Annotated in this window: 29 protein-coding genes; 16 read left to right on the top strand and 13 right to left on the bottom strand. The window is 56.8% G+C overall.

Features of this window, described 5'->3' with window-relative positions; all coding sequences use genetic code 11:
- The first annotated feature begins 29 nt into the window (after positions 1-29).
- The 3 genes from sseA (at position 30) to ACR0IO_RS18325 (ending at position 3,337) form a co-directional block, all read left to right on the top strand.
- Positions 30-884 carry a 3-mercaptopyruvate sulfurtransferase gene (gene sseA, locus ACR0IO_RS18335; RefSeq protein WP_480743441.1) on the top strand — a complete coding sequence of 285 codons (855 nt, stop codon included), beginning with the start codon at positions 30-32 and terminating at the stop codon, positions 882-884.
- Positions 884-2,068 (top strand): amino acid aminotransferase, encoded by a 1,185-nt coding sequence (locus ACR0IO_RS18330; RefSeq protein WP_480743439.1) that lies wholly within the window; start codon positions 884-886, stop codon positions 2,066-2,068. The genes sseA and ACR0IO_RS18330 overlap by 1 nt, the downstream gene beginning before the upstream one ends.
- A gap of 90 nt (positions 2,069-2,158) precedes the next feature.
- Positions 2,159-3,337: a patatin-like phospholipase family protein gene (locus ACR0IO_RS18325; protein ID WP_480743437.1), complete on the top strand. Its 1,179-nt coding sequence runs from the start codon at positions 2,159-2,161 to the stop codon at positions 3,335-3,337.
- 52 nt (positions 3,338-3,389) lie between these two features.
- Here ACR0IO_RS18325 and ACR0IO_RS18320 read toward each other — a convergent pair whose 3' ends face one another.
- Complete coding sequence (locus ACR0IO_RS18320; RefSeq protein WP_480743434.1) at positions 3,390-4,715, bottom strand: ammonium transporter; 1,326 nt, start codon at positions 4,713-4,715, stop codon at positions 3,390-3,392.
- Positions 4,716-4,747: 32 nt separating this feature from the next.
- Entirely contained in the window at positions 4,748-5,086 is a 339-nt protein-coding gene (locus tag ACR0IO_RS18315) for a P-II family nitrogen regulator (protein ID WP_170336579.1), read from the bottom strand.
- 257 nt (positions 5,087-5,343) lie between these two features.
- Here ACR0IO_RS18315 and ACR0IO_RS18310 point away from each other — a divergent pair, with 257 nt between their 5' ends.
- Positions 5,344-7,536: a transglycosylase domain-containing protein gene (locus ACR0IO_RS18310; protein WP_480743431.1), complete on the top strand. Its 2,193-nt coding sequence runs from the start codon at positions 5,344-5,346 to the stop codon at positions 7,534-7,536.
- Positions 7,537-7,587: 51 nt separating this feature from the next.
- On the opposite strand, the gene leuB is transcribed toward ACR0IO_RS18310, so the two are convergent.
- On the bottom strand, positions 7,588-8,691 hold the full coding sequence (gene leuB, locus ACR0IO_RS18305) for a 3-isopropylmalate dehydrogenase (protein ID WP_480743429.1): 1,104 nt from the start codon (positions 8,689-8,691) through the stop codon (positions 7,588-7,590).
- 91 nt (positions 8,692-8,782) lie between these two features.
- Here leuB and ACR0IO_RS18300 point away from each other — a divergent pair, with 91 nt between their 5' ends.
- Entirely contained in the window at positions 8,783-9,310 is a 528-nt protein-coding gene (locus tag ACR0IO_RS18300) for a redoxin domain-containing protein (RefSeq protein WP_170336583.1), read from the top strand.
- 6 nt (positions 9,311-9,316) lie between these two features.
- Here ACR0IO_RS18300 and ACR0IO_RS18295 read toward each other — a convergent pair whose 3' ends face one another.
- Positions 9,317-10,210 carry a LysR family transcriptional regulator gene (locus ACR0IO_RS18295; protein ID WP_155146776.1) on the bottom strand — a complete coding sequence of 298 codons (894 nt, stop codon included), beginning with the start codon at positions 10,208-10,210 and terminating at the stop codon, positions 9,317-9,319.
- An 83-nt stretch (positions 10,211-10,293) separates the two neighbouring features.
- Between ACR0IO_RS18295 and ACR0IO_RS18290 the strand changes: the two genes are divergently transcribed.
- On the top strand, positions 10,294-11,220 hold the full coding sequence (locus tag ACR0IO_RS18290; RefSeq protein ID WP_480743423.1) for a Rossmann-fold NAD(P)-binding domain-containing protein: 927 nt from the start codon (positions 10,294-10,296) through the stop codon (positions 11,218-11,220).
- On the opposite strand, the gene ACR0IO_RS18285 is transcribed toward ACR0IO_RS18290, so the two are convergent.
- Positions 11,217-12,251 (bottom strand): endonuclease/exonuclease/phosphatase family protein, encoded by a 1,035-nt coding sequence (locus tag ACR0IO_RS18285; RefSeq protein ID WP_480743419.1) that lies wholly within the window; start codon positions 12,249-12,251, stop codon positions 11,217-11,219. The genes ACR0IO_RS18290 and ACR0IO_RS18285 overlap by 4 nt on opposite strands.
- On the bottom strand, positions 12,248-13,078 hold the full coding sequence (locus tag ACR0IO_RS18280) for a hypothetical protein (protein WP_170336588.1): 831 nt from the start codon (positions 13,076-13,078) through the stop codon (positions 12,248-12,250). Before ACR0IO_RS18280 ends, ACR0IO_RS18285 begins: the two co-directional genes overlap by 4 nt.
- On the opposite strand from ACR0IO_RS18280, the gene ACR0IO_RS18275 reads away from it, so the two are divergent.
- Complete coding sequence (locus tag ACR0IO_RS18275; protein ID WP_480743530.1) at positions 13,065-13,268, top strand: hypothetical protein; 204 nt, start codon at positions 13,065-13,067, stop codon at positions 13,266-13,268. The two genes, ACR0IO_RS18280 and ACR0IO_RS18275, sit on opposite strands and share 14 nt — an antisense overlap.
- 120 nt (positions 13,269-13,388) lie before the next feature.
- Here ACR0IO_RS18275 and leuD read toward each other — a convergent pair whose 3' ends face one another.
- The 5 genes from leuD to ACR0IO_RS18250 all read right to left on the bottom strand — a co-directional run bounded on the left by leuD (position 13,389) and on the right by ACR0IO_RS18250 (position 17,037).
- The gene (gene leuD, locus ACR0IO_RS18270) at positions 13,389-13,994 is read right to left on the bottom strand and encodes a 3-isopropylmalate dehydratase small subunit (RefSeq protein ID WP_155146772.1); all 606 of its coding nucleotides are present in this window, start codon (positions 13,992-13,994) and stop codon (positions 13,389-13,391) included.
- A gap of 42 nt (positions 13,995-14,036) precedes the next feature.
- The gene (locus ACR0IO_RS18265) at positions 14,037-14,588 is read right to left on the bottom strand and encodes an HdeD family acid-resistance protein (protein WP_155146770.1); all 552 of its coding nucleotides are present in this window, start codon (positions 14,586-14,588) and stop codon (positions 14,037-14,039) included.
- 142 nt (positions 14,589-14,730) lie between these two features.
- Positions 14,731-15,267, bottom strand: coding sequence for a class I SAM-dependent methyltransferase (locus ACR0IO_RS18260; protein WP_480743416.1), 537 nt, complete (start codon positions 15,265-15,267; stop codon positions 14,731-14,733).
- 215 nt (positions 15,268-15,482) lie between these two features.
- Positions 15,483-16,886: a 3-isopropylmalate dehydratase large subunit gene (leuC, locus tag ACR0IO_RS18255; protein ID WP_170336592.1), complete on the bottom strand. Its 1,404-nt coding sequence runs from the start codon at positions 16,884-16,886 to the stop codon at positions 15,483-15,485.
- 43 nt (positions 16,887-16,929) lie between these two features.
- Positions 16,930-17,037: an isopropylmalate isomerase gene (locus ACR0IO_RS18250; RefSeq protein WP_155146764.1), complete on the bottom strand. Its 108-nt coding sequence runs from the start codon at positions 17,035-17,037 to the stop codon at positions 16,930-16,932.
- A gap of 120 nt (positions 17,038-17,157) precedes the next feature.
- On the opposite strand from ACR0IO_RS18250, the gene ACR0IO_RS18245 reads away from it, so the two are divergent.
- The 4 genes from ACR0IO_RS18245 to ACR0IO_RS18230 all read left to right on the top strand — a co-directional run bounded on the left by ACR0IO_RS18245 (position 17,158) and on the right by ACR0IO_RS18230 (position 20,036).
- On the top strand, positions 17,158-18,510 hold the full coding sequence (locus ACR0IO_RS18245) for a mechanosensitive ion channel family protein (RefSeq protein WP_170336594.1): 1,353 nt from the start codon (positions 17,158-17,160) through the stop codon (positions 18,508-18,510).
- A 164-nt stretch (positions 18,511-18,674) separates the two neighbouring features.
- The gene (gene rsfS, locus ACR0IO_RS18240; protein ID WP_058276550.1) at positions 18,675-19,034 is read left to right on the top strand and encodes a ribosome silencing factor; all 360 of its coding nucleotides are present in this window, start codon (positions 18,675-18,677) and stop codon (positions 19,032-19,034) included.
- A gap of 44 nt (positions 19,035-19,078) precedes the next feature.
- A complete protein-coding gene (rlmH, locus tag ACR0IO_RS18235; RefSeq protein ID WP_480743413.1) occupies positions 19,079-19,549 on the top strand; it encodes a 23S rRNA (pseudouridine(1915)-N(3))-methyltransferase RlmH in 471 nt (156 codons plus the stop codon).
- 1 nt (position 19,550) lies between these two features.
- Positions 19,551-20,036: a flavodoxin family protein gene (locus ACR0IO_RS18230; RefSeq protein WP_480743410.1), complete on the top strand. Its 486-nt coding sequence runs from the start codon at positions 19,551-19,553 to the stop codon at positions 20,034-20,036.
- Between the two features lie 3 nt (positions 20,037-20,039).
- Here ACR0IO_RS18230 and ACR0IO_RS18225 read toward each other — a convergent pair whose 3' ends face one another.
- Positions 20,040-20,387, bottom strand: coding sequence for a hypothetical protein (locus ACR0IO_RS18225; protein WP_170336600.1), 348 nt, complete (start codon positions 20,385-20,387; stop codon positions 20,040-20,042).
- A 36-nt stretch (positions 20,388-20,423) separates the two neighbouring features.
- Positions 20,424-21,134 carry a DUF599 domain-containing protein gene (locus ACR0IO_RS18220; RefSeq protein ID WP_155146756.1) on the bottom strand — a complete coding sequence of 237 codons (711 nt, stop codon included), beginning with the start codon at positions 21,132-21,134 and terminating at the stop codon, positions 20,424-20,426.
- Between the two features lie 81 nt (positions 21,135-21,215).
- Between ACR0IO_RS18220 and ACR0IO_RS18215 the strand changes: the two genes are divergently transcribed.
- The 5 genes from ACR0IO_RS18215 (at position 21,216) to ACR0IO_RS18195 (ending at position 26,871) form a co-directional block, all read left to right on the top strand.
- Entirely contained in the window at positions 21,216-22,664 is a 1,449-nt protein-coding gene (locus ACR0IO_RS18215) for an FAD-linked oxidase C-terminal domain-containing protein (RefSeq protein ID WP_480743404.1), read from the top strand.
- Between the two features lie 53 nt (positions 22,665-22,717).
- Positions 22,718-23,818: an FAD-binding protein gene (locus ACR0IO_RS18210; protein ID WP_480743402.1), complete on the top strand. Its 1,101-nt coding sequence runs from the start codon at positions 22,718-22,720 to the stop codon at positions 23,816-23,818.
- A gap of 4 nt (positions 23,819-23,822) precedes the next feature.
- Positions 23,823-25,145 carry a glycolate oxidase subunit GlcF gene (gene glcF, locus ACR0IO_RS18205; RefSeq protein WP_480743400.1) on the top strand — a complete coding sequence of 441 codons (1,323 nt, stop codon included), beginning with the start codon at positions 23,823-23,825 and terminating at the stop codon, positions 25,143-25,145.
- A gap of 119 nt (positions 25,146-25,264) precedes the next feature.
- Positions 25,265-26,056, top strand: coding sequence for a trypsin-like serine peptidase (locus ACR0IO_RS18200; RefSeq protein ID WP_209016212.1), 792 nt, complete (start codon positions 25,265-25,267; stop codon positions 26,054-26,056).
- Positions 26,053-26,871, top strand: a complete 819-nt coding sequence (locus ACR0IO_RS18195) for a trypsin-like serine peptidase (RefSeq protein WP_480743398.1) — start codon at positions 26,053-26,055, stop codon at positions 26,869-26,871. Before ACR0IO_RS18200 ends, ACR0IO_RS18195 begins: the two co-directional genes overlap by 4 nt.

Below are 26,871 nucleotides of genomic sequence, written 5' to 3'. Positions count from 1 at the left end.
CAACTCAAGCTCGCTTAGGGGAGGCTTTGATGCAGGACGATCCGAAAACCCTCGTTTCTACCGAATGGCTTGCCGCTCATCTCAAGGACCCGGATCTGCGGATTCTGGACGGGTCTTGGTATTTGCCGCAGCAGGGGCGAGACGCAAAGGCCGAGTATGAGGCCGGTCACATCCCCGGTGCACGGTTTTTCGATATCGATGACATTTCCGATCACCGCTCGGACCTGCCGCACATGGCGCCCCCGGTCGAGAAATTCATGTCACGCCTGCGGGCCATGGGTGTGGGCGACGGACATCAGGTGGTGGTCTATGATGGCGCCGGGCTGATGTCTGCTGCACGGGTCTGGTGGCTGTTTCGCCTCATGGGGCAAGAGAACATTGCCGTCTTGGATGGGGGCATGCCCAAGTGGCAGGCCGAAGGACGTGAGATCGAGGATTTGCCCCCGGTGATCCGGGATCGCCACATGACCGTTCGAGTTCAAAACCATCTGGTGCGCGATGTGACTCAGGTATCGGCTGCAGCCAAGTTGGCGGATCATGAAATTATTGACGCGCGCTCTGCCGATCGTTTTGCCGGAACCGGGGTTGAGCCGCGCGAAGGTCTGCGTTCGGGTCACATCCCGGGATCGCGCAATGTTCCCTTTGGCAATTTGCTGAACAAGAACGGTACGATGAAATCGCCCGAGGATTGCCGTGCAGTGTTCGAAACCGCGGGCGTAGACCTGACCAAACCGGCCATCACGTCCTGCGGATCAGGCGTGACTGCTGCCATCCTCAGCCTTGCGCTTGAGCGCATCGGCAAAAAAGACCATTCGCTTTATGACGGCTCCTGGGCCGAATGGGGTGCCTTCCCGACCCTGCCCGTCGCAACCGGAGAGAACTGATGTTCGAATTTCTCAAGCCGCAGCCAGCTGACAAGATTCTGGCGCTGATGCAAATGTATCGCGAGGATCCGCGCGACCAGAAGATCGACCTGGGTGTCGGTGTTTACAAGAACGCTGATGGCCTGACACCGATCAAGCGTGCGGTGAAGGCAGCCGAGAAACGCATTTGGGAAGAACAGGAAACCAAGGCTTATACCGGGCTTGCGGGTGATCCGGCCTTTGCCGACGTGATGATTGGCCTGATTTTGGGTACTTCCGTTGCGCGCGGCAATATCGCTGCTGTGGCAACACCGGGTGGGACAGGCGCATGCCGTCAGGCATTCGAACTGATCCGTATGGCCAATCCTTCGGCACGTGTTTTCGTTTCAAACCCAACATGGCCAAACCACCTGTCGATCCTGAACTATCTGGGCATCGAAACAGTGCAGTATCGCTATTTTGATGGTGAAACCCGCGGTGTTGATTTCGATGGCATGATCGAAGACCTCAAAACTGCCAATGCAGGTGATGTTGTCCTGCTGCATGGATGCTGCCACAACCCGACAGGTGCAAACCTGAACATGGTGCAATGGCAGGAAGTGGTGAACCTGATCAACGAGCGCGGCCTCGTTGCAATGATCGACATTGCCTATCAAGGCTTTGGTGATGGTCTGACTGAAGACGCACAAGCCACGCGTCTGGTGGCCTCGTCGGTCAAGGAATGCCTGATCGCCGCCTCATGTTCCAAGAACTTTGGTGTCTATCGCGAGCGGACGGGTCTGCTGATGGCTGTCAGTGCGGATGCAGGACAAACAGCTCTGAATCAGGGAACACTGGCTTTCCTGAACCGGCAGAACTATTCGTTCCCTCCGGACCACGGCGCGCGTGTTGTCACCACGATCCTGATGGACGAGGCACTGCGCGAAGACTGGGCAAACGAGCTGGAAGAGGTGCGCTTGTCAATGCTGGGTCTGCGCCAGCAACTGGCCGATGAGCTGCAGCGCCTGAGCGGCTCGGACCGTTTCGGATTTCTTGCACAGCATCGCGGCATGTTCTCGCGTCTTGGTGCGTCGCCTGAACTGGTCGAGAAGCTGCGCGTTGAGCACGGTATTTACATGGTCGGTGACAGCCGCATGAACATTGCCGGGCTGAACGCGACGACGGTCCCTATTCTGGCTCAGGCGATTGTTGATGTTGGAGCATAACAACTCCGTCACGGTGGAACAAAAGCGCAGGTAAAGGCAGACGGTCCTGTCCGGAAGCCGTTGTCACAAACTCCGGATAGGATCTCTGTCTTGCAGTCGCTCCGTTCTTTATGTCTGGTCGCCTCAATACTTGCTGTTGCGGCCTGTGAAGCTTCATATCCAAGGGATGAGATTGCTCCGCCTGCTGACCGGTACGAGCAATTCTATCCCACCGGCGCAGATCAGGACGTGAGAGAATACGAAGATGAATTCTCGCAATCCAACCCGGCCCGCATCGCCAGCTATCGCGCTGCTCTGACACAGGTTCCCCGAACCCGCGGCGTGAACATCCTTGCCCTCTCTGGCGGGGGGCAGCACGGGGCGTACGGGGCCGGTGTGCTGAACGGTTGGACCGCTTCGGGAAACAGACCAAAATTTGATATTGTCACGGGAATTTCTACGGGTGCGTTGATTGCACCATTTGCCTTTCTCGGACCTGAGTACGACGATCGGATCGAACGGTTCTATACGCAATCCACGACGCGGGATGTTGTGCGCCTTGACCTTGGTGGTGCCTTGTTCGGCAAGGGGTTTCTTGCGAAAACGACCCCTCTGCGGGCGGCAATCGAGCGTGAGCTTTCAGATGACGTGATCAACAAGATTGCGCAGGAACATGACAAAGGTCGCCGTCTTTTTGTCGGAACGACAAACATCGACGCCGAACGTCCGGTAACCTGGGACATCGGCGCTATCGCGATGATCGGTACCGAAAAATCGCGCCAGCTAATTCGTCAGGTCGTGCTGGCTTCTGCCTCTATCCCTGTCGTGTTCGAGCCCGTTTCCATCCCGGTCACCGATGGTGACATCCTGCGCGAAGAACTGCATGTCGATGGCGGGCTCACGCGCGAGGTGTTTGCTTATCCACATGGGATAGAAATGCGCAAACTGCTCAGGCGTTCTGGACTGAGCGGGCGTCAGAATCGCATTTGGGTAATTCACAACAAAAAGCTTGAGGCGCACTACGCGCCGCAGGCCGAAAACGCCACTGCCGTTGCTCAGCGCGCGTTCGAATTGCTGATCAGGGCGCAGAGCATTGGAGATATCGAGCGGATCGTTGAACAGGGCGCGAGGGACGGTTTGGTGACAAACCTGACGTGGATACCGGTCGAGTTTGATGTTCAGCCCGAAGAAGCCTTCGATAAGGACTATATGACGAAACTGTTTGCTCTGGGCCGGTTCGCCGGGCAGCAAAAAGACGCCTGGCTGTATGACGTGAGTTCGCTTTACTGAAAACGCCGGACCATCAGGCCCGGCGTATTCATTTGCTCAAATTGAGATGGTTTTAGCTTCTCGAGAACTCAGGGTACGCCTCCATACCCAACTCGCCCATATCCAGACCATTAATCTCTTCTTCCTCGCCAACCCGCAGGCCAACGGTTGCCTTGAGGATCGAGAACAGGATGAAGCTGACCACGAAGACGAAGACACCGATGGCAGCGAAGCCGATGATCTGAGTCACAAAGGATGCATCTCCATTGGTCCACGCCACGATGAAAGTGCCCCAGAAGCCCGCGATCAGGTGAACGGGGATTGCGCCAACGACGTCGTCGATCTTCATGCGGTCCAGCATTGGAACGGTCAGGACAACGATCACGCCACCGACGGCACCGATGATCAGCGCCTGGAACAGCGACGGAGCCAGAGGTTCGGCGGTGATCGAGACCAGACCGGCCAGTGCGCCGTTCAGAACCATGGTGAGGTCGACCTTGCCATACATCAGCTGTGTCAGGATCAGCGCTGCAACGGCACCCGCTGCGGCGGCCATGTTGGTGTTCGCAAAGATGCGGCTGATGTCAGCCATGTCACCAATGGTGCCCATCGCAAGCTGCGAGCCGCCATTAAAGCCGAACCAGCCCAGCCACAGGATGAATGTACCCAAGGTTGCCAGCGCGAGGTTCGAGCCGGGGATCGGAACCACTTTGCCATCCTTATTGTACTTGCCGATACGCGGGCCAAGCACAATGGCACCTGCCAGCGCTGCGAATCCACCTGCGGCATGTACCAGGGTTGAGCCTGCGAAATCGCTAAAGCCCATCTCGGACAGCCAGCCACCGCCCCACTGCCAGGACGCTTCGATCGGGTAGATGATGCCCGTCAGGACGATTACGAAGATGAAGAAGGGCCACAGTTTGATACGCTCGGCCACGGTGCCCGAAACGATCGATGCGGTGGTGGCGCAGAACATCAGCTGAAAGAAGAAATCCGAGCCTACCGAAGCGTAGGACAAATCGGTCTCGACACCGTCTAGACCAACGGGTTCCAGAGATGTTGGCGAAAACGCGCCAAGAACGCCAGTGATGGTCCAGCCATCGCCCGGATACATCAGGTTGAAGCCAACCAGCCAGTACATGATGGCGGCGAACGAAAACAGACCCATGTTCTTGATCAGCTGCATGGCCACGTTCTTGGAGCGTACCAGACCGGCCTCGAGCATGGCGAAGCCTGCGGCCATCCAGAACACCAGAAAGCCGCCGACCAAAAACAGCAGCGAGGTCAGAATGTATTGCGTATGCTGCGCGGTCTCGCCAGCGGCGGCCTCTTGCGCAAGGCCCATCTGCGGCAACGCGATGATCGCGGCGGCAGGGATGAGAGATTTCATCAGGTTCATGTGACTTCCTCGAATGATTTGAGTGGCGGCGCTTACAGCGCCTCTTCGTTCGTTTCCCCGGTCCGCACGCGCAGGGCTTGCTCGACATCAAGGACGAAAATCTTGCCGTCACCGATCTTGCCGGTTTTGGCGGTTTTGGTGATGGTCTCGACGATCTGGTCGGCCATGGTGGCGGGCACTACTATCTCGAGTTTGATCTTGGGTACGAAGTTCACGGCGTATTCAGCCCCGCGATAGATTTCCGTGTGTCCCGATTGCGAGCCAAAGCCCTTGATCTCGGTCACCATCATGCCGCGCACCCCTGCATCGGTCAGTGCCTCGCGCACCTCCTCCAGCTTGAACGGCTTGATTGTCGCAATGATCAGTTTCACGTCTTTCCCCTCTGCTTTCCGGGCAGGCCGGTTTGTTTGCACCTGCAGAAAAAGAGCGCGACCTGACGTCGTAAGGAACGGACTCAGCCATTCGACGCCGGGTAAAACAGCGTGAAGTTGCACAATTTTTGCACAAAACGTGTGATATGTTCAAAAATTAGGCGCATGTGAGAGGGGAAATACCGGAAAATCACACCTCTACATGCCCGCGCAGCCACGGTATGGTGGCGCAAAAGCATAATCGGGCAGAGTTGAGCATGACTGAGTCCAAGCGCCGCAAAGCGACACTGGTCGCGGATAAGAGATACCCGTCGAAAGGGCGCAAGCCCACGGCGTCCAAACGTGCTGCCAAACCGGCGGGCAAGAAAGCGACTGCGCGCAAAACAACAACGCGCAAGACCGCACGCAAGAAAACCAGTAAGGGCTCTGGTGGTAGCGGCGGAGGGATCTTCCGCCGTCTGTTCCGCTGGATCTGGCGACTGATCTGGGGCCTGACCTGGCGTGTCGGGGCGATTGCAGCACTGCTCATCGCGCTCGCGGTGGGGATCGTTTACTCATCTCTGCCGGATGTGGATGCCCTGTTGGATGGACGTGCGCGCGGATCGGTTACGTTGCTGGATCGCGATGGCAAGGTCTTTGCATGGCGCGGGGACCAGTTCGGCGGTGTAATTACTGCGGATACGGTTTCGCCCCACTTAAAGAACGCGGTGATTGCGACCGAAGATAAGCGTTTCTATCGGCACTTTGGCGTCAGTCCGCGCGGCGTAGCCAGCGCCGTTCGCATCAACCTGAGCGAAGGGCGTGGACCGCTGTCAGGGCATGGCGGCTCGACCATCACGCAACAGACCGCCAAGTTGCTGTGTCTGGGTGTGCCATATGAGCCGGATCAATGGGAATCCGAGGCAGCCTATGAGGCAGACTGCCGTCAGGGATCGCTGTGGCGTAAAGCCAAAGAAGCCATCTATGCGATGGCGATGGAGGTCAAATACTCCAAGGATGAGGTTCTGACTGTTTATCTGAACCGCGCGTTCCTTGGTGCGGGCGCCCGTGGCTTCGAAGCTGCAAGCCAGCGTTACTTTGGTAAATCGGCGGCCGAGGTTAATCCGTCCGAGGCTGCGATGTTGGCAGGTCTTCTTGTTGCGCCGACGCGCTACGCCCCAACCAATAACCTGCAGCGGTCGCAGGATCGCGCACGCCTTGTGATTGGGCTGATGGAGGATCAGGGATATCTGACCGCCTCTCAGGCCAGCACAGCGCGCAGTAACCCGGCGCAGTTGTCAGAGGCTGCAGCTGCAAGGGCAGGCGGCTACTTTGCCGACTGGGTCATGGCCAGTGGGCCCGAGTTCTTTACCCGCAATACAACCGAAGATGTGGTGATCCGGACCACATTGGACCAGCGCCTGCAGAAATCAGCTGAAGAGGCCTTGCAGTTCATATTTCAGGAGAAGGTACGCGAAGGGTCCAAGGCGCAGGCTGCAATTGTTGTGATGTCGGCCGACGGTGCCGTGCGCGCCATGGTTGGCGGTCGAAAGACCCGCGTCTCAGGCGCATTCAACCGGGCCACGCAGGCTTTGCGCCAGACCGGATCTTCCTTCAAACCATTTGTCTACGCGACAGCACTGGAACTGGGGTATTCGCCATTGGATACTGTTGTGGATGAGCCCACTTGTTGGAACATCCCCGGATCGGGTCAGTGGTGCCCAAAGAACTACACCAACAAATATTATGGGCGTGTGACGCTGGCCGATGCGTTGAAGAACTCGCTGAATATTCCAGCGGTGAAGGTGGCCGATATCTCGGGTCTGGACAATGTCCGGACTGTCGCCAGTCAGTTCGGAATTGCCAGCGATCTGGCCGAGGGGCCGGCGTTGGCGCTGGGCGCGTCAGAAAGCACACTGATCGAGATGACGGGGGCGTATGCCGGTATCCTGAATGGTGGTTCATCGGTGGAACCCTACGGCCTGACCGAACTGAAACTGTTAGGGGATGAGACACCGGTCATGGTGACCACGACCGGGATCGGAGAGCGGGTGATCCGGGATGATGCCGCCAAACAACTCACATGGATGATGGAGCGCGTCGTATCTCAGGGCACCGGGCAACGGGCTAAGCTGCCCGGATGGCAGGTGGCAGGTAAAACCGGGACAACACAGGCTGCACGGGATGCCTGGTTCATCGGCTTTACGGCGGATTACGTGGCGGGTGTCTGGATGGGCTATGACGATAACACACCCTTGTCGGGCGTGACCGGTGGCGGATTGCCAGCTGAAATCTGGAGAGAGACCATGCTGCGCGTGACCGAAGGGATGACCCCGACACCACTGCCCATGTTGGCCCCAGAGCCGCCGGTTCAGGTGGCACAACCAACGCAGCAACGGCGCCGGCAAGGTGGCGGCGGATTTGCCAAGGCAGTCGATAATTTGTTGAAGGATATTTTCGGCAGGAACTGATGTTCACGCCTGAAAGGCAGGCAGCGCGTGTCGCGCTGCCTGCCTATTGGGTCAGAGACTTTCGTTCAGCGCATCAACGATCGCATCGCCCATCTCTGTGGTTGAAACAGGCTCGACACCCTCATCCGCCAGCAGGTCACCGGTGCGAACGCCATCAGCCAGAACTTTCTCGACAGCGGCTTCTAGGCGATCTGCCTCTTCACCCTGATCAAAGCTGTAGCGCAGCGCCATCGCAAAGCTGAGGATACAGGCGATTGGATTCGCCTTGCCTTGACCAGCAATGTCCGGAGCGGAACCATGTACGGGCTCATACAGCGCCTTTGGCCGACCATTGGCCATCGGTGCGCCCAGCGAGGCGGATGGCAGCATGCCCAGCGATCCGGTCAGCATCGCGGCGCAGTCGGACAGGATGTCACCGAACAGGTTGTCGGTCAGGATCACGTCGAATTGCTTGGGTGCACGCACCAGCTGCATTGCGCCGTTGTCGGCATACATGTGAGACAGCTCGACCTCAGGATAATCAGCAGCGACACGATTCACGACTTCACGCCACAGGATACCTGATTCCATCACATTGGCTTTTTCCATCGAGCAGAGCTTTTTGCCCCGGCGCATTGCCAGCTCGAAAGCCGAACGTGCTGCGCGCTCGATCTCGGATTCGGTGTAACGCTGGGTATTGATGCCCACACGCTCGTTGCCTTCTTCGAAGATGCCACGCGGCTCGCCGAAATAGACACCCGAAGTCAGTTCGCGCACGATCATGATGTCCAGACCGGCCACCACATCCTTTTTCAGCGACGAGAAATCGGCAAGCGCGTCAAAGCACTGGGCCGGACGCAGGTTCGAATACAGGTCCATTTCCTTGCGCAGGCGCAGCAGTCCACGCTCGGGCTTGAGGCTGAAGTCCAGATCGTCATACTTCGGTCCACCTACGGCACCCAGCAGAACAGCATCTGCCTCTTGCGCCTTGGCCATGGTCTCGTCCGATAGTGGCTTGCCATGGGCATCATAGGCTGCACCGCCTACGAGGTCCTCGCTCACGTCAAATTGAAGTCCGCGATTGGCGCCGAACCAATCGATGATTTTGCGCACTTCGGCCATAACTTCCGGGCCAATTCCGTCTCCGGGCAGGATGAGGAGCGAGGGGTTGGACATGAAGGGTCTCCTTGCGTTTTACAGCAAAGGCCCTAGCGTCTGCGCCGCATCGGGTCAATGAGACGATCCGGCCAAAACACGAGGAAAACACATGTTGATACCGGGAAATCCCGTTCCTGAACTGAAAATCGAAACCGTGGCACATGGCAGCTTTGATCTGGATGCGGACAAAGGTGAAAACGGGACGCTGGTGATTCAGTATCGCGGCCTGCATTGCCCGATCTGTATCCGCCAGATGGGCGAGGTCGAAGCTGCGTTGGATGACTTCGCGGATCTGGGCATCGAAGTGATCGTGCTGAGCACCGACACTGCCGAGCGCGCGGCTGAGACGGTCGAGAAGGCGGGCACTTCGCGTTTGCGTGTCGGGCACAGCCTGCCATTAGCGGCGGCGCGAGATGACTGGGGCCTGTACATGTCCAAGGGTCGTGAGGGTACGGCTGAGGCGCCATTCTTTGCGGAGCCGGGGCATTTCTATATCGCACCTGACCGGTCGCTTTATTTTGCGTGGCAGCAATCGACCCCGTTTGGCCGCCCATCCATCGCCGACATCAAGGGTGGAATTAAATACGCGCTGGACAACAAGTATCCCCCGCGTGGAACCTACACAGGCGCGCTCTGAATACGCTCACAGGCTGGCCTTCAAGCCTTCGGCCAGTAGATCCCAGACCCTGCGTATGCGTGGGGTCTGTCGCATCGCCTGAGGCGCAGCAAGCCAAACGGGTAGAATAGGTATATCGACATCCAGTTGCAGGATTTCTACGGCTGGATCAGCCTGGGCTACTTTCACCTGACTGAAGCCAATACCGCAGCCTGCCCGGACCAGTTCCCAATATGCGCTTTGCAGATCGCATCGCGTGGCAAAGCTGTCCTTGCCAACAGGCCATCCCTTTTCGCGCATCTTTGAAATGATCTCTTCGTTGGCGTCGAACCCGACGAGATCATGGTCAAACAGTTCCTGAGGTGTCGTCGGGCGCCCGGCGCGGTCCAGATAGGATGTAGCGGCACAAAAACACAAAGGAACATCCCCGAGATAGCGAGAGATGATATCCATCTGTTCCGGACGATACATACGCACGGCGATGTCCGCTTCGCGATAAAGCAGGTTCTCTGTCACATCTGTCGCGACAAGTTCTAACTGTATCGCGGGTTCTTGTTTCCGGATCTCGGCCAGAATCGGGGGAAGCAAATGATGCGAGGCGAAAACCGAAGCTGTGATCCTGACAGACCCTTCGAGTTGTTGGGATTGCCCGGCGGCGGTCAGGCTGAAAGCGCTCATTGCTTCGTGCATTTGCTGCGCCATTGGCAATAGCTGCGTACCCACCTGGCTGAGTTTCAAACCCCGGGCATGACGGTCAAAGAGAGAAACACCCAACTCGCTTTCAAGGATTTGAATCTGGCGACCCAGCGTGGGCTGGCTGCGCCCAAGCTCTCGGGCAGCGGCTGACAACGATCCGGAATCTGCAACCGCAAGAAAACTTTGGATCAATGACCAGTCTGAGAGAGTAAGTGTTCTGTCCATACACAGATGAATACATGATCTGCGAATTTCGACAATTCCCCAAACCTGATGAATGCCTAAGTTCGGGGCAAAAGGAGGGGGTCATGACTCAATCAGTTCTTATTCTGGGGGCGTCTGGCCGGTTTGGCCGGAATGCCGAAGACGCATTTCGCAGCGCCGGCTGGGACGCACGCCGATTTGATCGCAAGACCGACAATCTGATGACGTCCGCGCAGGGTGTGGATGTGATCGTGAATGGCTGGAACCCGCTTTACCCCGATTGGGCCAAAATGGTGCCGGACCTGCACCGGCAGGTGATCGAGGCTGCCTCAGCCAGTGGCTCTACAGTGATCGTTCCGGGGAATGTGTATGTCTTCGGGGCTGAGACGCCCGGACCATGGTCGGCATCTACCCCACATTTGGCCACAAACCCTCTTGGACGGATCAGGATAGATATGGAGGAAGCCTACCGCGCCTCATCGGTTCGCACCATTATTCTAAGGGCCGGAGACTTCATCGACACCACGGCATCGGGAAACTGGTTCGATCAGGTCATGATCAAGCAGCTTGCACGTGGCCGGTTTGTGTATCCCGGTAACCCCGAAATCCCTCACGCCTGGGCCTACCTGCCTGATCTTGCACGTGCGGCTGTTGCGCTGGCTGAGATGAGGGCGGAACTGCCACGGTTCAGTGACGTTCCATTTGCGGGTTACACACTGACAGGGAACGACTTGATGCGCGGGCTTTCACGGGCCACCGGTATAGAGTTGGCATTGAAGCGCATGCAATGGTGGCCTCTTCGGCTTGCCCGCCCATTCTGGCGGTTAGCTCCGCATCTGCTTGAGATGCGCTATCTTTGGGATGTTCCGCATCGACTGGACGGGAGTTTTTTTGACGAGCTGGTTGGCGATTTTCAATCAACGGATCTGGAGGTCGCCTTGTCGACCTCAATCCCCCCAATGCTGCAACCAGCAGATGGTGTGTCACCAGACAGGCCCCTGAAAGCCGGGGTGGTGACGCAGGTGCACTAGTTTTGTCGGATTGATAGGTCGACCCAGATCAGGCGATGTCTGCTTGCAGTGGCGGCAGCCTCGATCTGTTTCCCTGTCTCATCAGTCCAGTAGATCCCTGAACGCTCCACCTGCCAATCGGCTGAAGGCAGCACATAGTCAACGCGCATCTCGCCCACGCCTTTCCAGGCCACCGTTGTCGCAGATCCAGTTGAATCTCGGGGTTCTGGATCCTGCAGTTGTGGATTGTCCAAGAGATTCCGGATTGCGCCTTTGTGAACATCACCTTGGTTGGGGTCGAGATTCGCATCCCCGGCGATCACAAACCGGTCGGTTGGGGCAGTACCAATATCGCCATCAAGCAAAAGCGACCAAAACCGGATCTCATCCCGGTTGCGCAAGCCGTTTCTATCTTCAGGTCCGTCAAAGACCGGAGGGCTGGCGTGAAAGGTCATCAAGTCAAACCTGCCCCCGGGCGCATCAATTGGTATAACCCAATGCGCTGTTGATGAGAGCCGTTGGATTGATTGCGCCTGTTCAGATGGAAACGGCAAACCGTCTGAGACCGGCAGTCGGGCGCCGGGGACATCCCTCCAAAGGGTCTTTGAATAATCAGCGACATCGTCTGCCAGGATTGGGAAGCGCGAGAGTACAGCCAAACCGCCTTGGCCGGTAAACCGTCCCCAACCCTGCGCGTCACCTGGGCCCTCGGATTTGCCATCACCATCCAGATCAACGCCTGTGGCCAACCCCGAATTTGGCTGCGCTGAAAAGCTGTAGGCATAATCCAGTCCCGAAGCTTTGAGTTTTGCATTTAGTGCTGTGAGGGCGAGATTGTTGTAGTCCCAGTCTATACCCTGCAACGCGACTACATCCGGCTGCGTTGCTGCAAGGACACCGACAACAGCTATGACCTGCGGATCATCACGTTCAATATCGCGCAGCAAAACACCAGGCCCATCGCGGCTGAGTTCAGTGTTAAAGCTTGCTACGCGCAGGGGGTCCGCCTGTGCCGCCAGGGGCAGCAGCAACAGGATCAGGTACCGGATCATGCAGTCTGAGTTGTCTCGGCAGTAGAATAGGCGCGGCGTTTTTCGACGATCAAACCCGCAATACGGAGCGTTGCCATGCCGCGCATGATCATGCTGGCGGGCAGGAAGGCCCAGGCGCTTAATGTCCAGATCAGTGTTTGTGGATTACTGAGCGACAGGGGGTCTACATAGTCGGTTGTAATCTTGATCAGCGCCGGAATCAGGAAAGGCAGCAGAACGCCAAGCGAAATGTTCAGTTTTCCATCCCTGCGCAGACGCGTGACCACGTCTCCACCTTTGGTCGGGTCGAAAAGCGGCAGATTGGTCCAGACATTGAACGCGCCATTTCCAACCGGCCAACCGCGCATTTTTACCGCGTATGCAAAGCTGGCGATCGTCACCAAAGCAGCCACATAAGCGACGCTGGCAGAAATCCGGACCAATTCAATCAACGGCTGACTTGCACCGGCGGGCAACATCAATACCACCAATCGAACGGGTGAATACGGAAAGTCGACCACAGCAGCGACGGCCAGGCCAACGGAATAAATCGAACTGGTCAATTCTGTCGGAGCGTAGGCGTTTTTACAGATCAGCGTCAGGAACGACACCATCGACATCAGTCCGACAAAACGCAGGCGATTCACCGGGGGCGCATCACGAAATTCAATAAAGCTGGGAAAGGCCGAATTGTATTCAGCAAAAGTCAGGATAAACGCGAGGATGGCGAGAAAGACAACAATCTCGGTCCCATTCGACGTCGATGTCGGGAGATACAACGCAGGGGTGAGCACAAGAAGTGCCACCAATAATCCGCGTATCGCCGCCCCCGTGGTGCGTGCAATCACTATCCGAACCCTTTCAAACTGGACTAGTCGATTCTTCGCCGACTTCGTTCCAACTTGTGCCCATCATTTCGACGGTTGCCAATTTAGCGCCAACACTGGCGGTTATCCGCTCAAACCTCAAGCCAAGCGGCAGGAAACACCTGATTTCGGGCAAAATGATGGCAAAACTGGTGCGGCTTTGCATCATTGATGACGCATAGATGACGTGTATTCAGAATGCACCGCTACATGTTGTGGTTGCTTATATTTTACACCCAAGAATAAGAAAAGGGCCGCCTAAGCGACCCCCATAAGTTGTATCTGCCTAGAATCAAACCCAGGGGCGGGCCTGACTTGCATGATCTTCAAACTTGTCGATGTGGTGATCTTTTTCCATTGTCAGGCCGATATCATCCAGACCATTCAGCAGGCAATGTTTGCGATGGGGATCAATTTCAAACTCGATTACCACGCCGTCTGATGTAGTGATCTGCTGATCTTCCAGATGCACGGTCATGCGGGCGTTCTCGCCCTTGTGGGCGTCTTCCATCAGGATCACATGATGCTCTTCTTCGACCACGATGGGTAGGATGCCGTTCTTGAAGCAGTTGTTGAAGAAGATGTCAGCAAAGCTGGTCGAGATTACGACCTTGATGCCGAAATCCTTGATTGCCCAAGGGGCGTGTTCCCGTGACGAACCACACCCAAAATTGTCGCCGGCCACCAGAATCTCGGTATTGCGATAAGCGGGTTTGTTCAGAACAAACTCCTCATTCTCGCCGCCATGATCGTGATAGCGCATCTCGTCAAACAGCACGACGCCAAGGCCGGACCGTTTGATCGTTTTCAGGTGTACTTTCGGAATGATCATATCTGTGTCGATATTGATCAGCGGCATTGGGGCGGCCACCCCGTGGACTTTGTCGAACTTTTCCATGTCTACACTCCTGCGGGAGAGGGCCGCGCCCATGCCCCGCGTTTAAGCTTCTTTCGCTTCTGTCGTTTCGTTAGGTGCGTTTTTGACGAAGAACGCCATGAAGACCAAACCGAACCCGTTGAACAGCATCTCGATGCCCAGCAAAATACCAAGAAGCTGGAACAGTACCGCAGGTTCTTCTGCGGCATAACTCCAGATGATACCTGCGAGGATAATCGACAAGATGCCCGAGATCAGTGTGGGCCAGAAAAAAGACGTTCCGCGCATCTGAAATGAGAGGAAGATCCGGGCAATACCGCCTGCCATGAACAGGATCAGAACCACCGTCGCCAGCGTCAGTGTGCCTTCCAACGGGTTATCGAGGAACGACCACCCGAGAAACAGCATTACGGCACCCATGATGAAGGACAAGATCTTATTTCCCGTACCTTCAACGGTGAAGCCGCCAACAACCTGCAGCACGCCTGATATCAGCAGCAGCACGCCAGTCACCACTGTTACTGCAATGGATGCAACAACAGGTGCGCCCAGCACAAAGATGCCAAACGCTATGGATAGTAGCCCCAGCAGGAGCCATTTGACCCAATCACTCATTTCAGTCTCTCCCTCAAATATCTAGATATGAGGGTAGCTTACGTTAGATTTGATGTTTCTGCCAACCATCCTTGACTCTCTCTTGTATCGTCTCGCGCCATCACGCGTGCTGCAATATCGATCGGAGTAACTTAGCACATCTTCACCTGAGCCAATTGCGCACTCGGGTCACAAATCCCGGAGGGTTCGGGTCGGGTTTTTGCACGACAAAAACATCCCGAAACTCCCCCAGTACGCCGATGCTGGCATCGTTCAACCTGACCTGGCGCACCGATGCACCCGGCGCCCAGTTCAGGATCAGGCTGGACAGATCGTTGCCAAAGTGGAACGTTACCGCGGCGCCTTCATTGTCGATCGGATTGCCGTGGTACTCTGGCTCGAACAGATGCTCCACACCATCTTCCCTGATCCAGGCGCGCCTCTCTGTCGTGGCTTTGGTTTCATAAACCGGGGTGGTGAAAATAATGAACCCTCCTGGCTTCAGCGTTCGCATCATTTCGGTAAAACATGCACCGGGATCATTCACATGCTCCAAAACGTCCAAATGGCAGTGAATGTCGATCGAGTTGTCCTCAAAGGTCAGTTGCTCAAGATTTTCCGACTGGTACGGACCATTCTTCTGACCGCGCGGCACATCCGAATAATAGTGCGAGCCGATATAGCTGGGGGCTTCTTTCATCATCCGAACTGAAATGCCTCGTTCGGCAGGTGAGCATTCATGGATCACCATGGAACGCCAGTCCGGAATGAAGTGGTGAAGGCACCAGGCAAGCGCACGTTCTCTCGGCAAGGATCCGCAATTCGAGCACAGAAGAAAATCGCGCAGCCAATCGTGTTCTGAACGAAATTTTGACGGTTGCTCGCAGATCGGGCACGTCCCTGCAAACACGTGCGTCATATCAGAGTCCGTACGTCTGTCAGCCGTCCTGTGATTGCCGCAGCGGCTGCCATTGCGGGGCTCAGCAGATGGGTGCGCCCGCCCCGGCCCTGACGGCCTTCGAAGTTGCGGTTCGAGGTCGCGGCACAGCGCTCGCCCGGTTGCAACTGATCGGGGTTCATCGCCAGACACATCGAGCATCCCGCCAGACGCCATTCGAATCCGGCCTCTTTGAAGATTTCGGCAAGGCCTTCTTCTTCGGCCTGAGCGCGAACAAGACCCGAGCCCGGCACGACCATAGCGCGCAGACCGTCTTTGATCTTTTTGCCCTTAAGGATTTCAGCCGCGGCGCGCAGGTCTTCGATACGACCGTTGGTGCACGAGCCGATAAAGACGGTGTCGATCTCGACATCGCTCAGCTTCTGACCGGCTTCCAAACCCATGTACTCGATGGAACGGCGGGCCGCGTCGACCTTGCCGCCTTCGAAATCATCTGGATGAGGCACGGTTGCGGTGATCGGCAGTACGTCCTCGGGGCTGGTACCCCAGGTCACGACCGGCGCAATGTCTTCGCCGCGCAGGGTGATGACCTTGTCGAAATGCGCGTCTTCGTCGGTATAGAGTGTTTTCCACCAATCCATCGCCGCTTCCCACTGGGCACCTTTCGGTGCATGGGGACGGCCTTTGACATATTCAAAGGTGGTCTCGTCAGGGGCGATCAGGCCCGCGCGTGCGCCGCCTTCGATCGCCATATTGCAGACGGTCATGCGGCCTTCCATTGACAGATCGCGGATCGCTTCGCCGCAATATTCGATGACGTAGCCGGTGCCGCCAGCAGTACCGGTCTCGCCGATAACGGCCAGAGTGATGTCCTTGGCGGTCACGCCCGGCTGCAGTTTGCCGGTGATTTCCACCTTCATGTTTTTGGACTTCTTCTGGATCAGAGTCTGCGTGGCCAGAACGTGTTCAACCTCGGACGTACCGATACCATGGGCCAGCGCACCAAACGCGCCGTGGGTGGCGGTGTGGCTGTCGCCGCACACAACGGTCATGCCGGGCAGGGTCCAGCCTTGCTCGGGGCCGACGATGTGGACGATGCCCTGACGCACGTCATGCACAGGGTAGTAGTGAATGCCAAAATCCTTGGCGTTCTTATCCAGCGCTTCGACCTGAATGCGCGATTCCGGGTTTTCGATCCCGTTCACCCGGTCAGGTGTGGTGGGCACGTTGTGATCCGGGACGGCGATGGTCTTTTCCGGTGCGCGTACCTTGCGGCCTGCCATGCGCAGGCCTTCGAACGCCTGCGGGCTGGTGACTTCGTGTACCAGGTGGCGGTCGATATAAAGCAGGCAGGTGCCATCATCGGCTTCGTGCGCGACATGGGCATCCCAGATCTTGTCATAGAGCGTTTTGGGGGACATAGGTCCTCTCCCGTATGTAATGAGAAATAGCTGGCGAGGTGGCTCAGGCCGCCGATAGGCGGGCCAGGACCGTGCGGGCAGCCCCAAAGAACCGTTCACGCAACCGCGCGCGGTCTTCCAGATTCTGGAGTTGGGCCACATTGAGTCTCATGCGCCTCAGATATATCGCAGCTTCGCGTCAATCAAGGATCAATCCCGCATACGTGTAGACCGGTAGCTTGGGCTTGCATCAGGGCGCATCGGTCTCCAAGCTAACCAGCAGGAGATGCGCATGAACCAGGATCTGTTGCCGGAATCGCTGTCTGATCTTTATGAAAACATGGCTTTGGCCTTTTCCTCGCAGTTTGAAAACCTGATTGAACTGGTCGTGACGCCGGGATGGCGACAGTACCAGTTGATCATCATCCTGTTCCTGTGGGCGCTGGCCTTTGTCCTGAGACTGCTGACGCAAAAGCGCTGGGAGGCGTGGGCGCGCGCGCGTACGGGTTGGCCAAAATGGCGTTTGCGCACACTGGTCCAACTGATGCGTCGCCTGACACTTGTCTATTTCGTGATCCTGTCCTGGGGGCTGTATCTGGTGATGCAGCAAGTCACCTGGCCGTCACGCAGCTATCTGATCGGCGTGTTTGCGACCTTGGCGGTGGCCTGGCTTGTCATTGCAATGGTGGCCCGGCTGGTGCGCAACCGAACACTCAGACGGATATTCAAGTGGTCGATGTGGATCTATGCAACACTGGTTGCGTTGAATCTGACGGACGATGTGGCCGACTTTTTGGATGGCGTGGCGATTTCGGTTGGCGACCTGCACATTTCAGCGCTCGGCATCATCAAGGCAGTACTGCTGATCGGAATACTGCTGACGCTTGCCCGGCTGGGCACGCGCGCTGCCGAGCGTGGATTGAAGGGCAATGACGACATCACCCCATCTATGCAGGTTTTGCTGGCCAAGGGCATTCAGGTACTTTTGTATGGCGCGGTTTTTCTGGCCGCGATCCGCACCCTTGGGTTTGACCTGACCGGTATCGCGTTGTTGTCCGGTGCGATCGGTGTGGGCATCGGTTTTGGCTTGCAAAAAGTGGTGTCGAACCTGATTTCCGGGATCATCATCCTGATGGACCGGTCGATCAAACCGGGCGACGTAATCTCGCTGGGTGATACGTTTGGCTGGATAAATGCGCTGGGCGCGCGCTATGTCTCAGTGGTGACGCGGGACGGGCGGGAGTATCTGATCCCGAACGAGGATCTGATCACCAATCAGGTTGTGAACTGGTCGCATTCGGACCGATTTGTGCGGCTCGATCTGGATTTCGGGACCAGCTATGACGACGATCCGCATCAGGTGCGTGCAACCGCGATCCGGTCGGTAAAAGCCGTCACGCGCGTGCTGAGTGGTGGAACGCATGAGCCGGTTTGCCATATCACCGGATTTGGCGACAGCAGCGTGGACTATGTTTTGCGGTTCTGGATCAGCGATCCAACCAAAGGGCTGACCAATATCCGCGGCAATGTCTATCTCGCCCTCTGGGACGCTTTCAAAGAAGAAGGTATCTCTATCCCCTTCCCGCAGCGAGAGGTTCGGCTGTTGTCGGACGACGCAGTCGCGCAACAGATCGCCAAAGAGTGACTGCGCGTGCGGACCCAGAAGCGTCCGTTCATTGAAATGTTGCATTCCCCTTGTTACCTTATTAGTACCCCGGCGCCGGGGTTTCATGGCGCGCAGCAAAGGAGGACTATGTCCTGTCTCTACATACACAGGCGGGTTTGCCCGCCGAAGATGGGGCCGGTGTAATGGCCCACTCTCAGTCAATCAGCGATAAGCTGCTTGAACGCATCCTTTCCTCACTTTCCGATGACAAGGCCGAAGACGTCGTGCAGATCAACCTGCAAGGTAAGTCTTCTGTTGCGGATCACATGGTGATTGCCTCGGGTCGGTCGACTCGTCAGGTCTCGGCCATGGCGGAAAAGCTGACGGATCGCATCAAGCAGGAATTCGGTTTCACCTCGAAGGTCGAAGGCAAAGATGCCGGCGACTGGGTGCTGATCGATACGGGCGACGTGATCGTCCATATCTTCCGCCCCGAAGTGCGTGAATTCTATCAGCTGGAAAAGATGTGGCTGCCTCAGGGCGGCAGCGCCTCGGCGAACTGAGGCGTCATCCCGGCCTGCATTAACAGGCCGGCGGCGAGAGATATATGCGTATCAGCATTTGTGCGGTCGGGCGATTGCGTGCCGGACCGGAGAAGACCCTGCTTGAAGATTACCTGACCCGATTTGACCGGACCGGCCGTGCGTTGGGCCTTGGTCCAGCACGGGTTATTGAAGTCGAAGATAAGAAAAATGCAGGTATGGGTGCCGAGGCCGCGTTGCTGCGCAGGGCGCTGCCCAAGGGTGCAGTGATTTGTACGTTGGATGAACGGGGGCGGGTGATGTCCTCGCCGGATTTTGCCAAGAAACTGGGTGGCTGGCGTGATGCCGGGCGTCAGGATTTGGCGCTGATCATCGGTGGCGCGGACGGAATAGACCCTAGTCTGCGGGCAGAGGCGGATTTTTCCATCTCATTTGGGTCCATGGTCTGGCCCCACATGTTGGTCCGTGTGATGCTGGCCGAGCAACTTTACCGGGCCGCAACCATCCTTTCCGGCGGTCCCTACCACCGGGTCTGACATGTCGCAGCTTTTGATTGTTTATCACTCACGTACGGGCGGCAGTCGGCAAATGGCCGAAGCAGCGGCCAAAGCGGCGCAGGAAGAAGCGGATACTGTTCTAAAGCCTGCGGATCAGGCCGGACCAGAAGATTTGCTTTTGGCGGATGGGTACATCTTTTGTGCACCCGAAAATCTTGCTGCCATTTCCGGTTTGATGAAGGAGTTCTTTGACCGCAGCTACTATCCAGTGTTGGGCAAGATCGAAGGCAAACCCTACGCGCAAATGGTCTGCGCAGGTTCTGACGGTGAGAATGCGGCCCGTCAGATTGCGCGGATTGCGACAGGCTGGCGGTTGAAAGAAGTACAGCCACCGCTGATCATTTGCACACATGCGCAAACGCCCGAGGCGATTCTGGCGGAAAAGAAAATCCGGGACGACGAGCTTGAGAAATGCGCAGAGATCGGAGCAGCCTTAGCTGCGGGTCTCAGTCTGGGCGTGTTTTGAAGATCAGTTAAGCTGCACCAGCGTTGTTTCGGTATCCCATCCGTCGACACTGCAACGGGCCTGAATCTGTACCTGAGTTATGCCGTCCGGAATGGTGACCCCACCCAACGAACGCGTAAAGGGCTGCTCATTCTCATGCGGATGATGCAGGACACGCATACCCAGTTCATTCCCATCCATGTCCAGAACTCGCCAGCCGTCGGCATAGTGATCCCACCCCGTATCGGGATGGCGGATCGTGACATCGAAACGCCAGGTGTCTCCACTACGGCTGGCTGAAACGTTTTCGATCACGGATGGATCGGCAAAGGCGGGAGTCGCCAGCAAGGCGCTGAGAATCAGATATCGCATAGTCCGCAACCTACGGATTCAGGCGCGAAATGGCGATCACGTCTCTGTGTTCGGAGGCATGCTCATCAGAATGCCGCGGGAATGAGAGGCAAATTCGCGCCGATAAAGCACACCAAGCGTGATGAGTGTCGTGAGTATCAAAGCAAGGGGGCCCAAAATCCAAGCGATGGCGGCCAGTGCGAAATAAGTGACACGCAGGGCGCGATTAAAGCTGCGGGCAGCTGTCACACAGATTTCGGCTGCTTGTGCTGCGCGGGGATAGGCTTGCGGATCTTCGGGGTCATTTGGAACAGCGGCCATAATTACTGCGCAATAACCGAACAGCCGATGCGCCCATACGTATTTGAGAAATGCGTTGGACAGAAACAGCACCACAATCAGGATCTTTATTTCCCAGACCATTGCCGGGGCACTGCCAATTGCAAGATCCTGTGCAACACCGGCGAGGCGCTCGGTATTGCCCAGCAGTGCGAGGCCACCACCAATCGCAATCATTGTTGTCGATGCAAAGAACGTGCTGCCCTGACGCATTGCCGCAACAACCTGAGCATCAAACATCCGCGGTTGCCGGGTGACCATCTCTTGCATCCAGCCTCTGCGGAAGTCGTCCATCATCATGGAAACCGAGGGTTTTTGCGCGGACGGGTTCTCGATACGCCAGCCAATTCCCTGCCATGCCAGCAAAAGCAGCAGGATGGCCAGATAGTCGAGTGGTGAAAACAACAGGGCGCGGTCGATCCAGGTCATGAGCGCGACAGTACGTCCTGATGTGAGAACTTGCCAGATGAAGAAATTGGTAATATTATTTTACCAAATGGAGGGTCAGCCATGGAAATGCCGCAGCCAAATCCTGACGTGATCTCGCGTAAAAGCGGGGTGATCGCGCGTCTGCAACAGGTTTTACCAGTTGGTGCGGTGATCCATGACGAGGCCGAGACGCGAGCTTATGAGTGTGATGCGCTGACAGCTTACAAATGCGCGCCAATGATCGCGGTTTTGCCTTCGACCACGCAGGAAGTCTCGGATGTGCTGCGCATTTGCCATGAAGAGGGGGTGCCAGTCGTACCGCGAGGTGCGGGTACTTCTTTGGCCGGCGGCGCTTTGCCAACGGCAGATTGCGTGATTCTGGGCGTCGCTCGTATGAACGAAGTGCTGGAAGTGGATTATGACAATCGCTTCATCCGGGTTCAAACCGGACGCACCAACCTCAGCGTGACCGGGGCGGTTGAAGAAGAGGATTTCTTTTATGCCCCTGATCCGTCATCGCAGCTTGCCTGCGCGATTGCGGGGAACATCGCCATGAACTCAGGTGGCGCGCATTGCCTGAAGTATGGTGTGACGACCAACAACCTGATGGGTGTCACCATGGTCATGATGGATGGCAGTGTGGTCGAAATCGGCGGCGCACATCTGGATGCGGGTGGGTTGGATCTGCTGGGGGTGATTTGCGGGTCTGAAGGACAGTTGGGCGTGGTTACCGAAGCAACGCTGCGCATTCTGCGCAAACCCGAAGGGGCCAGACCTGTCCTGATGGGTTTCGATGACAATGAGGTGGCAGGGCAATGTGTCTCTGACATCATCAAATCGGGTATCCTGCCTGTGGCAATCGAATTCATGGATCGTTTGTGTATCCAGTCCTGCGAGAATTTTGCGCATGCCGGCTATCCGGATTGCGAGGCATTGCTGATTGTAGAGGTCGAAGGGGCAGAGGCCGAGATTGACAGCCAACTGGTAAAAATCGTCGAGATCGCCAGGCGGCACAATCCTGTCGAGCTGCGGGAAAGCCAATCGGCCGAGGAAAGTGCACGCATCTGGTTGGGCCGGAAATCCGCCTTTGGTGCGATGGGGCAGATCAATGACTACATGTGCCTGGACGGCACGATTCCGGTGTCCTCGTTGCCAGCAGTCCTGCGCCGCATCGGTGAGTTGAGCGAAGAGTATGGCCTTGCAGTGGGGAACGTTTTCCACGCAGGCGACGGCAATATGCATCCACTGATCCTGTTTGATGCCAACAAGCCTGGCGATCTGGAAAAATGCGAAGCCTTTGGCGCCGAAATCCTCAAGCTTTGCGTTGATGAAGGCGGATGCCTCACGGGTGAGCATGGCGTCGGCATCGAAAAGCGGGACCTGATGTCTCACCAATACACACCGCAGGACCTTGAGGCTCAAATGGCAGTCAAGGACGTGTTTGATCCGAAGTGGTTGTTGAACCCGGCCAAGGTGTTTCCGCTGGATGCATCTGAGACGCGCCGCGTTACACGGATCGCTGCGGAATAGGGGCCTTGGCCCCGTCTCGCCCCTCCCAGAGCGTTTGGAAAAGATGAACAGATATGAGACCTGATACTGAGGCCGAATTGGCCGAGCTGGTGGCCGGGCAGAACGAACCGGTGCGGATCGTCGGGGGTGGAACGCGTGGTATTTGCGGTCCCGAAACAGCAATCAACACCACAGGCCTGAGCGGCATCACTCTCTACGAACCCGGGGCTCTGACGCTGGTTGCAAAGGCAGGCACTCCGGTGGTCGAGATTGAAGACGCGCTTGCGGCTGAAGGTCAGCAGCTAGCCTTTGAACCGATGGATCATCGCGGGCTGCTGGGTGTAACAGGTGAGCCGACTATTGGTGGTGTCGTTGCAGCGAATATCTCTGGCCCACGCAGGATACAGGCCGGGGCCTGCCGGGACTTCCTGCTGGGCGTCCGGTATGTCGACGGAACGGGACAGGTGATCAAGAATGGTGGCCGGGTGATGAAAAACGTCACCGGCTATGATCTGGTCAAGCTCATGGCGGGGTCTTGGGGTACGCTGGGTGTATTGTCCGAAGTTTCACTGAAGGTTTTGCCGAAACCTGAGGCGATGGCGACTGTTGCGATCCGGGTCACCGATGCCATGACCGCTGTGCGAGCTTTATCAACCGCCCTGAAATCCCCGTACGAAGTGACCGGCGCAGCCTATGATCCGAAAGCCGGGTTCGCCTACTTGCGAGTCGAGGGTTTCTCGGACTCGATCGCCTATAGGGTCGGACAGTTGCAGGCGGAGCTACCCGATATTGGTGAAGTGGCACCAGTTGATGCGTCCGATGATCTCTGGCGTGCATTTCGGAACGTTGAGTCTTTTCAGGGTGCTGATGGAGACGTCTGGCGAATTTCAGTCAAGCCCGGTGACGCCCCTGAAATTGCTGCCCGGGTTGAGGCAGAGAAAACACTGTTTGATTGGGGTGGCGGGCTGATTTGGGCTCTGATGCCGAAAGGCACTGATCTGCGTAGCCGACTGGGGGCGTTCGACGGGCATGCAACGATTGTACGGGCCGATGATGAAACCATTGAAAGGCTTGGGCGCTTTCAACCAGAGACTGCCGGAGTTGCGGCTTTGTCAAAAGGATTGCGGCAACGCTTTGATCCGCGTGGTCTCTTTAATCCGGGGCTGATGGGATAGGGCAATGCAGACGACCTTTACCGAAGAGCAGTTGCAAGATCCCGCCATCCAGCGGTCCAACGAGATATTGCGCAGTTGTGTGCATTGTGGGTTTTGCACAGCCACCTGTCCCACCTATCAGGTGCTGGGAGACGAATTGGACAGCCCACGTGGCCGCATCTATCTGATCAAGGATATGCTGGAAAACGAGCGTGTGCCGGATGAAAAGACGGTGAAACATATCGATCGTTGTCTGTCTTGCCTGTCTTGCATGACGACATGCCCATCCGGCGTGCACTATATGCATCTGGTCGATCACGCGCGCGAGTACATTGAGGCGAACTATAAACGCCCGTTTACGGATCGCTTACTGCGTTGGGTTCTGGCGCAGATCCTACCTTATCCGATGCGGTTTCGATGGGCGCTGATCGGAGCCAAACTGGGGCGCCCCTTCCGGTTTCTGATGCCAGATGCGCGCTTGCGGGCAATGCTGGATATGGCGCCAAAGACCATCCCTCCGGTAAGCCGAAACGACGATCCGCAGAGTTTTGCAGCTGATGGACAGCGCATCAAACGCGTTGCTCTGATGACCGGGTGTGCACAAAAGGCGCTAAACACTGACATCAATGATTCAACGATCCGATTGCTGACTCGACTGGGGTGCGAAGTGGTGGTTGCCGAAGGAGCCGGGTGTTGTGGGGCGCTGACACACCACATGGGTAAAACCGACGACAGTCATGCGGCAGCCGCAGCCAATATCAAGGCCTGGGCACGGAAAATGGATGGTGCCGGACTGGATGCGATTGTGATTAACACCTCGGGCTGCGGAACCACGGTCAAGGATTATGGCCATATGTTCCGGAACGATCCCCTCGCCCAAGACGCGGCACGGGTTTCCGCTATTGCGATGGATGTCAGTGAGTTGTTGATGCAGCTGGAAATGCCACAAGGTAGCGACAAGAACATGACCGTCGCATATCACGCGGCCTGTTCGCTGCAACACGGTCAAAAGATCAAGTCCCACCCCAAAGATCTCCTGAAACGTGCGGGTTTCAAGGTAGTAGAGCCCGCGGATAGCCATCTCTGCTGTGGCAGTGCAGGCACCTACAATCTGATGCAGCCAGAGATTTCATCGAAGCTCAAACAGCGAAAGGTAAAGACGCTGGAGGCCAAAAACCCGGATGTCATAGCGGCAGGCAACATTGGGTGCATGATGCAGATTGGCTCGGGCACCGATGTGCCGATCCTGCACACTGTTGAATTGCTGGACTGGGCGTCCGGCGGGCCTATGCCAAGTGCCTTACGGCAAGGAAATGACAGCGCCTCAGAGGTGCCAATCCTGCGCTGACATAGCTGATGCAGTCGCGCATCAGTTGGTTGCCAAAACAGCCCATGTTTCCTTCGCCCTATTTTCGCCCAACGCAGCGCATATGAAAAATGGCTTGCAATGAATGGCCGGAGTACCGCGTGCGTAACTGGATCAGGGCCTTCGCGTTGAGTATGCTGCCCATGGCAGCGATGGCGCAGGACACGGGGCTGAAAAGCCTTGAAACCACCGATTCCGGGCGGGCGTGGATGGCTGTCGGACGGCTTGAGATTGATGGAATCGGATTTTGTACCGGAGCATTGATTTCGCCAACGCTGGTTCTGACTGCAGCACATTGTTTGTTCGACAAATCTACCCGCCAGCGGATCGATCCGGAACAGATCGAGTTTCGGGCAGGTTGGCGCTTTGGTCGTGCTTCGGCTTACAGGGCCGCGCGTCAGGCTGTTATTCACCCGGAGTATCACTACGATCAGGAAACCTCGACCATGCGCGTTCGCAACGACATTGCGTTGATCGAGCTCTGGCAACCGATCAGGAACACCACGGTTATTCCGTTTGAAACGGGGGACTGGCCCCGTCGGGGCGAAGAGGTTGGTGTCGTCTCTTATGCTGAAGACCGGGCCGAAGCGCCGTCTCTGCAGGAGGTATGTTCGGTTGTGACACGGCAGGCGGGTGTTCTGGTGATGTCCTGCAACGTGAACTTTGGCTCCTCCGGCGCTCCGGTTTTTTCGCTGTCTGGTGAGCGTCCGCGCATAGTGTCAGTCGTTGCAGCGATGGCGCGGATGGAAGGGCAGCGCGTGTCCCTTGGTACCGCACTGGAGGATTCGCTGCAGTTACTCAAGTCAGAACTGTCCGCAGGACGAGGTTTTGGAGCGTCTTCAAGCTCAGGCGAGCCACGCAAGAATATAGGGGCGAGATTTATCAAACCATGATCCGTTTTGTTTTTAGCTTTTTTCTTTGCATTTCATTGCTGGCCACTGCGTCCCTAGCCCAAACCGGGAACAAACGCAGGCTGACCGACCGGGATGATCTTTATGGCTGGGAAGCGATTGGCCGTCTTGATATCGGCAAGCAATCCTTTTGTACCGGCACATTGATTGCACAGGATCTGGTGTTGACCGCCGCGCATTGCGCCTTGGACAAGAAAACCGGTAAGCCCTATGTCCCCGGTGAGGTGACTTTCCGGGCCGGTCTCAGCGACGGAGAGGCGCTGGCAGAGCGCAAGGTCGTGCAAATAGCAGCTCATCCGGATTATGCAGCTAACGCGCCTCTGTCGCCCGAGAGCATTCGGGCAGATGTGGCGTTGATGCGGTTGGAACAACCGATTCCATATTCAATCGCCGACCCGTTTGCGTTGCACAATGGCCGGGTTGCCGGAAACGAAATCAGCATTGCCTCATATGGGCGTGGACGGTCCGAGGCGATCACCCGCCAACGGTCTTGCCGAATTCTGGAAAGGCGACAGGGACTGATCACTTTCGATTGCGACATCACCTTTGGATCCTCGGGTTCGGCTATTCTGGCCAAGAATGGACCTCGTTGGCAGATTCTGTCGGTTGTTTCGGCGGTCTATTCGGATGGGCGTCGCAAGATTGGTTTTGGTATGGAGTTGGCCGACATCGTTTCCGGCCTCAAGGCGGATATGCGACGTGATGCGCCAAAACCCAAAGCCTCGATTCGCCGATTGCAGGTGGGATCGGGCAAGTCCAGTTCCGGGGCAAAATTCATCAGTTCCGGCGGGTCTTGA

The organism is Ruegeria sp. CE12 (assembly GCF_056537525.1).
Note: the sequence above shows the minus strand (reverse complement) of the source record. Positions and strands in the feature narration are given on the sequence as shown.

What these genes read in the sequence shown, in the direction of transcription:
- sseA (WP_480743441.1), top strand. Translation starts at nt 30, where the DNA reads ATGCAGGACGATCCGAAAACCCTCGTTTCTACCGAATGGCTTGCCGCT.
- ACR0IO_RS18330 (WP_480743439.1), top strand. Translation starts at nt 884, where the DNA reads ATGTTCGAATTTCTCAAGCCGCAGCCAGCTGACAAGATTCTGGCGCTG.
- ACR0IO_RS18320 (WP_480743434.1), bottom strand. Translation starts at nt 4,715, where the DNA reads ATGAACCTGATGAAATCTCTCATCCCTGCCGCCGCGATCATCGCGTTG.
- ACR0IO_RS18310 (WP_480743431.1), top strand. Translation starts at nt 5,344, where the DNA reads ATGACTGAGTCCAAGCGCCGCAAAGCGACACTGGTCGCGGATAAGAGA.
- leuB (WP_480743429.1), bottom strand. Translation starts at nt 8,691, where the DNA reads ATGTCCAACCCCTCGCTCCTCATCCTGCCCGGAGACGGAATTGGCCCG.
- ACR0IO_RS18300 (WP_170336583.1), top strand. Translation starts at nt 8,783, where the DNA reads ATGTTGATACCGGGAAATCCCGTTCCTGAACTGAAAATCGAAACCGTG.
- ACR0IO_RS18295 (WP_155146776.1), bottom strand. Translation starts at nt 10,210, where the DNA reads ATGGACAGAACACTTACTCTCTCAGACTGGTCATTGATCCAAAGTTTT.
- ACR0IO_RS18290 (WP_480743423.1), top strand. Translation starts at nt 10,294, where the DNA reads ATGACTCAATCAGTTCTTATTCTGGGGGCGTCTGGCCGGTTTGGCCGG.
- ACR0IO_RS18285 (WP_480743419.1), bottom strand. Translation starts at nt 12,251, where the DNA reads ATGATCCGGTACCTGATCCTGTTGCTGCTGCCCCTGGCGGCACAGGCG.
- leuD (WP_155146772.1), bottom strand. Translation starts at nt 13,994, where the DNA reads ATGGAAAAGTTCGACAAAGTCCACGGGGTGGCCGCCCCAATGCCGCTG.
- ACR0IO_RS18265 (WP_155146770.1), bottom strand. Translation starts at nt 14,588, where the DNA reads ATGAGTGATTGGGTCAAATGGCTCCTGCTGGGGCTACTATCCATAGCG.
- ACR0IO_RS18260 (WP_480743416.1), bottom strand. Translation starts at nt 15,267, where the DNA reads ATGAAAGAAGCCCCCAGCTATATCGGCTCGCACTATTATTCGGATGTG.
- leuC (WP_170336592.1), bottom strand. Translation starts at nt 16,886, where the DNA reads ATGTCCCCCAAAACGCTCTATGACAAGATCTGGGATGCCCATGTCGCG.
- ACR0IO_RS18250 (WP_155146764.1), bottom strand. Translation starts at nt 17,037, where the DNA reads ATGAGACTCAATGTGGCCCAACTCCAGAATCTGGAAGACCGCGCGCGG.
- ACR0IO_RS18245 (WP_170336594.1), top strand. Translation starts at nt 17,158, where the DNA reads ATGAACCAGGATCTGTTGCCGGAATCGCTGTCTGATCTTTATGAAAAC.
- rsfS (WP_058276550.1), top strand. Translation starts at nt 18,675, where the DNA reads ATGGCCCACTCTCAGTCAATCAGCGATAAGCTGCTTGAACGCATCCTT.
- rlmH (WP_480743413.1), top strand. Translation starts at nt 19,079, where the DNA reads ATGCGTATCAGCATTTGTGCGGTCGGGCGATTGCGTGCCGGACCGGAG.
- ACR0IO_RS18230 (WP_480743410.1), top strand. Translation starts at nt 19,551, where the DNA reads ATGTCGCAGCTTTTGATTGTTTATCACTCACGTACGGGCGGCAGTCGG.
- ACR0IO_RS18225 (WP_170336600.1), bottom strand. Translation starts at nt 20,387, where the DNA reads ATGCGATATCTGATTCTCAGCGCCTTGCTGGCGACTCCCGCCTTTGCC.
- ACR0IO_RS18220 (WP_155146756.1), bottom strand. Translation starts at nt 21,134, where the DNA reads ATGACCTGGATCGACCGCGCCCTGTTGTTTTCACCACTCGACTATCTG.
- ACR0IO_RS18215 (WP_480743404.1), top strand. Translation starts at nt 21,216, where the DNA reads ATGGAAATGCCGCAGCCAAATCCTGACGTGATCTCGCGTAAAAGCGGG.
- ACR0IO_RS18210 (WP_480743402.1), top strand. Translation starts at nt 22,718, where the DNA reads ATGAGACCTGATACTGAGGCCGAATTGGCCGAGCTGGTGGCCGGGCAG.
- glcF (WP_480743400.1), top strand. Translation starts at nt 23,823, where the DNA reads ATGCAGACGACCTTTACCGAAGAGCAGTTGCAAGATCCCGCCATCCAG.
- ACR0IO_RS18195 (WP_480743398.1), top strand. Translation starts at nt 26,053, where the DNA reads ATGATCCGTTTTGTTTTTAGCTTTTTTCTTTGCATTTCATTGCTGGCC.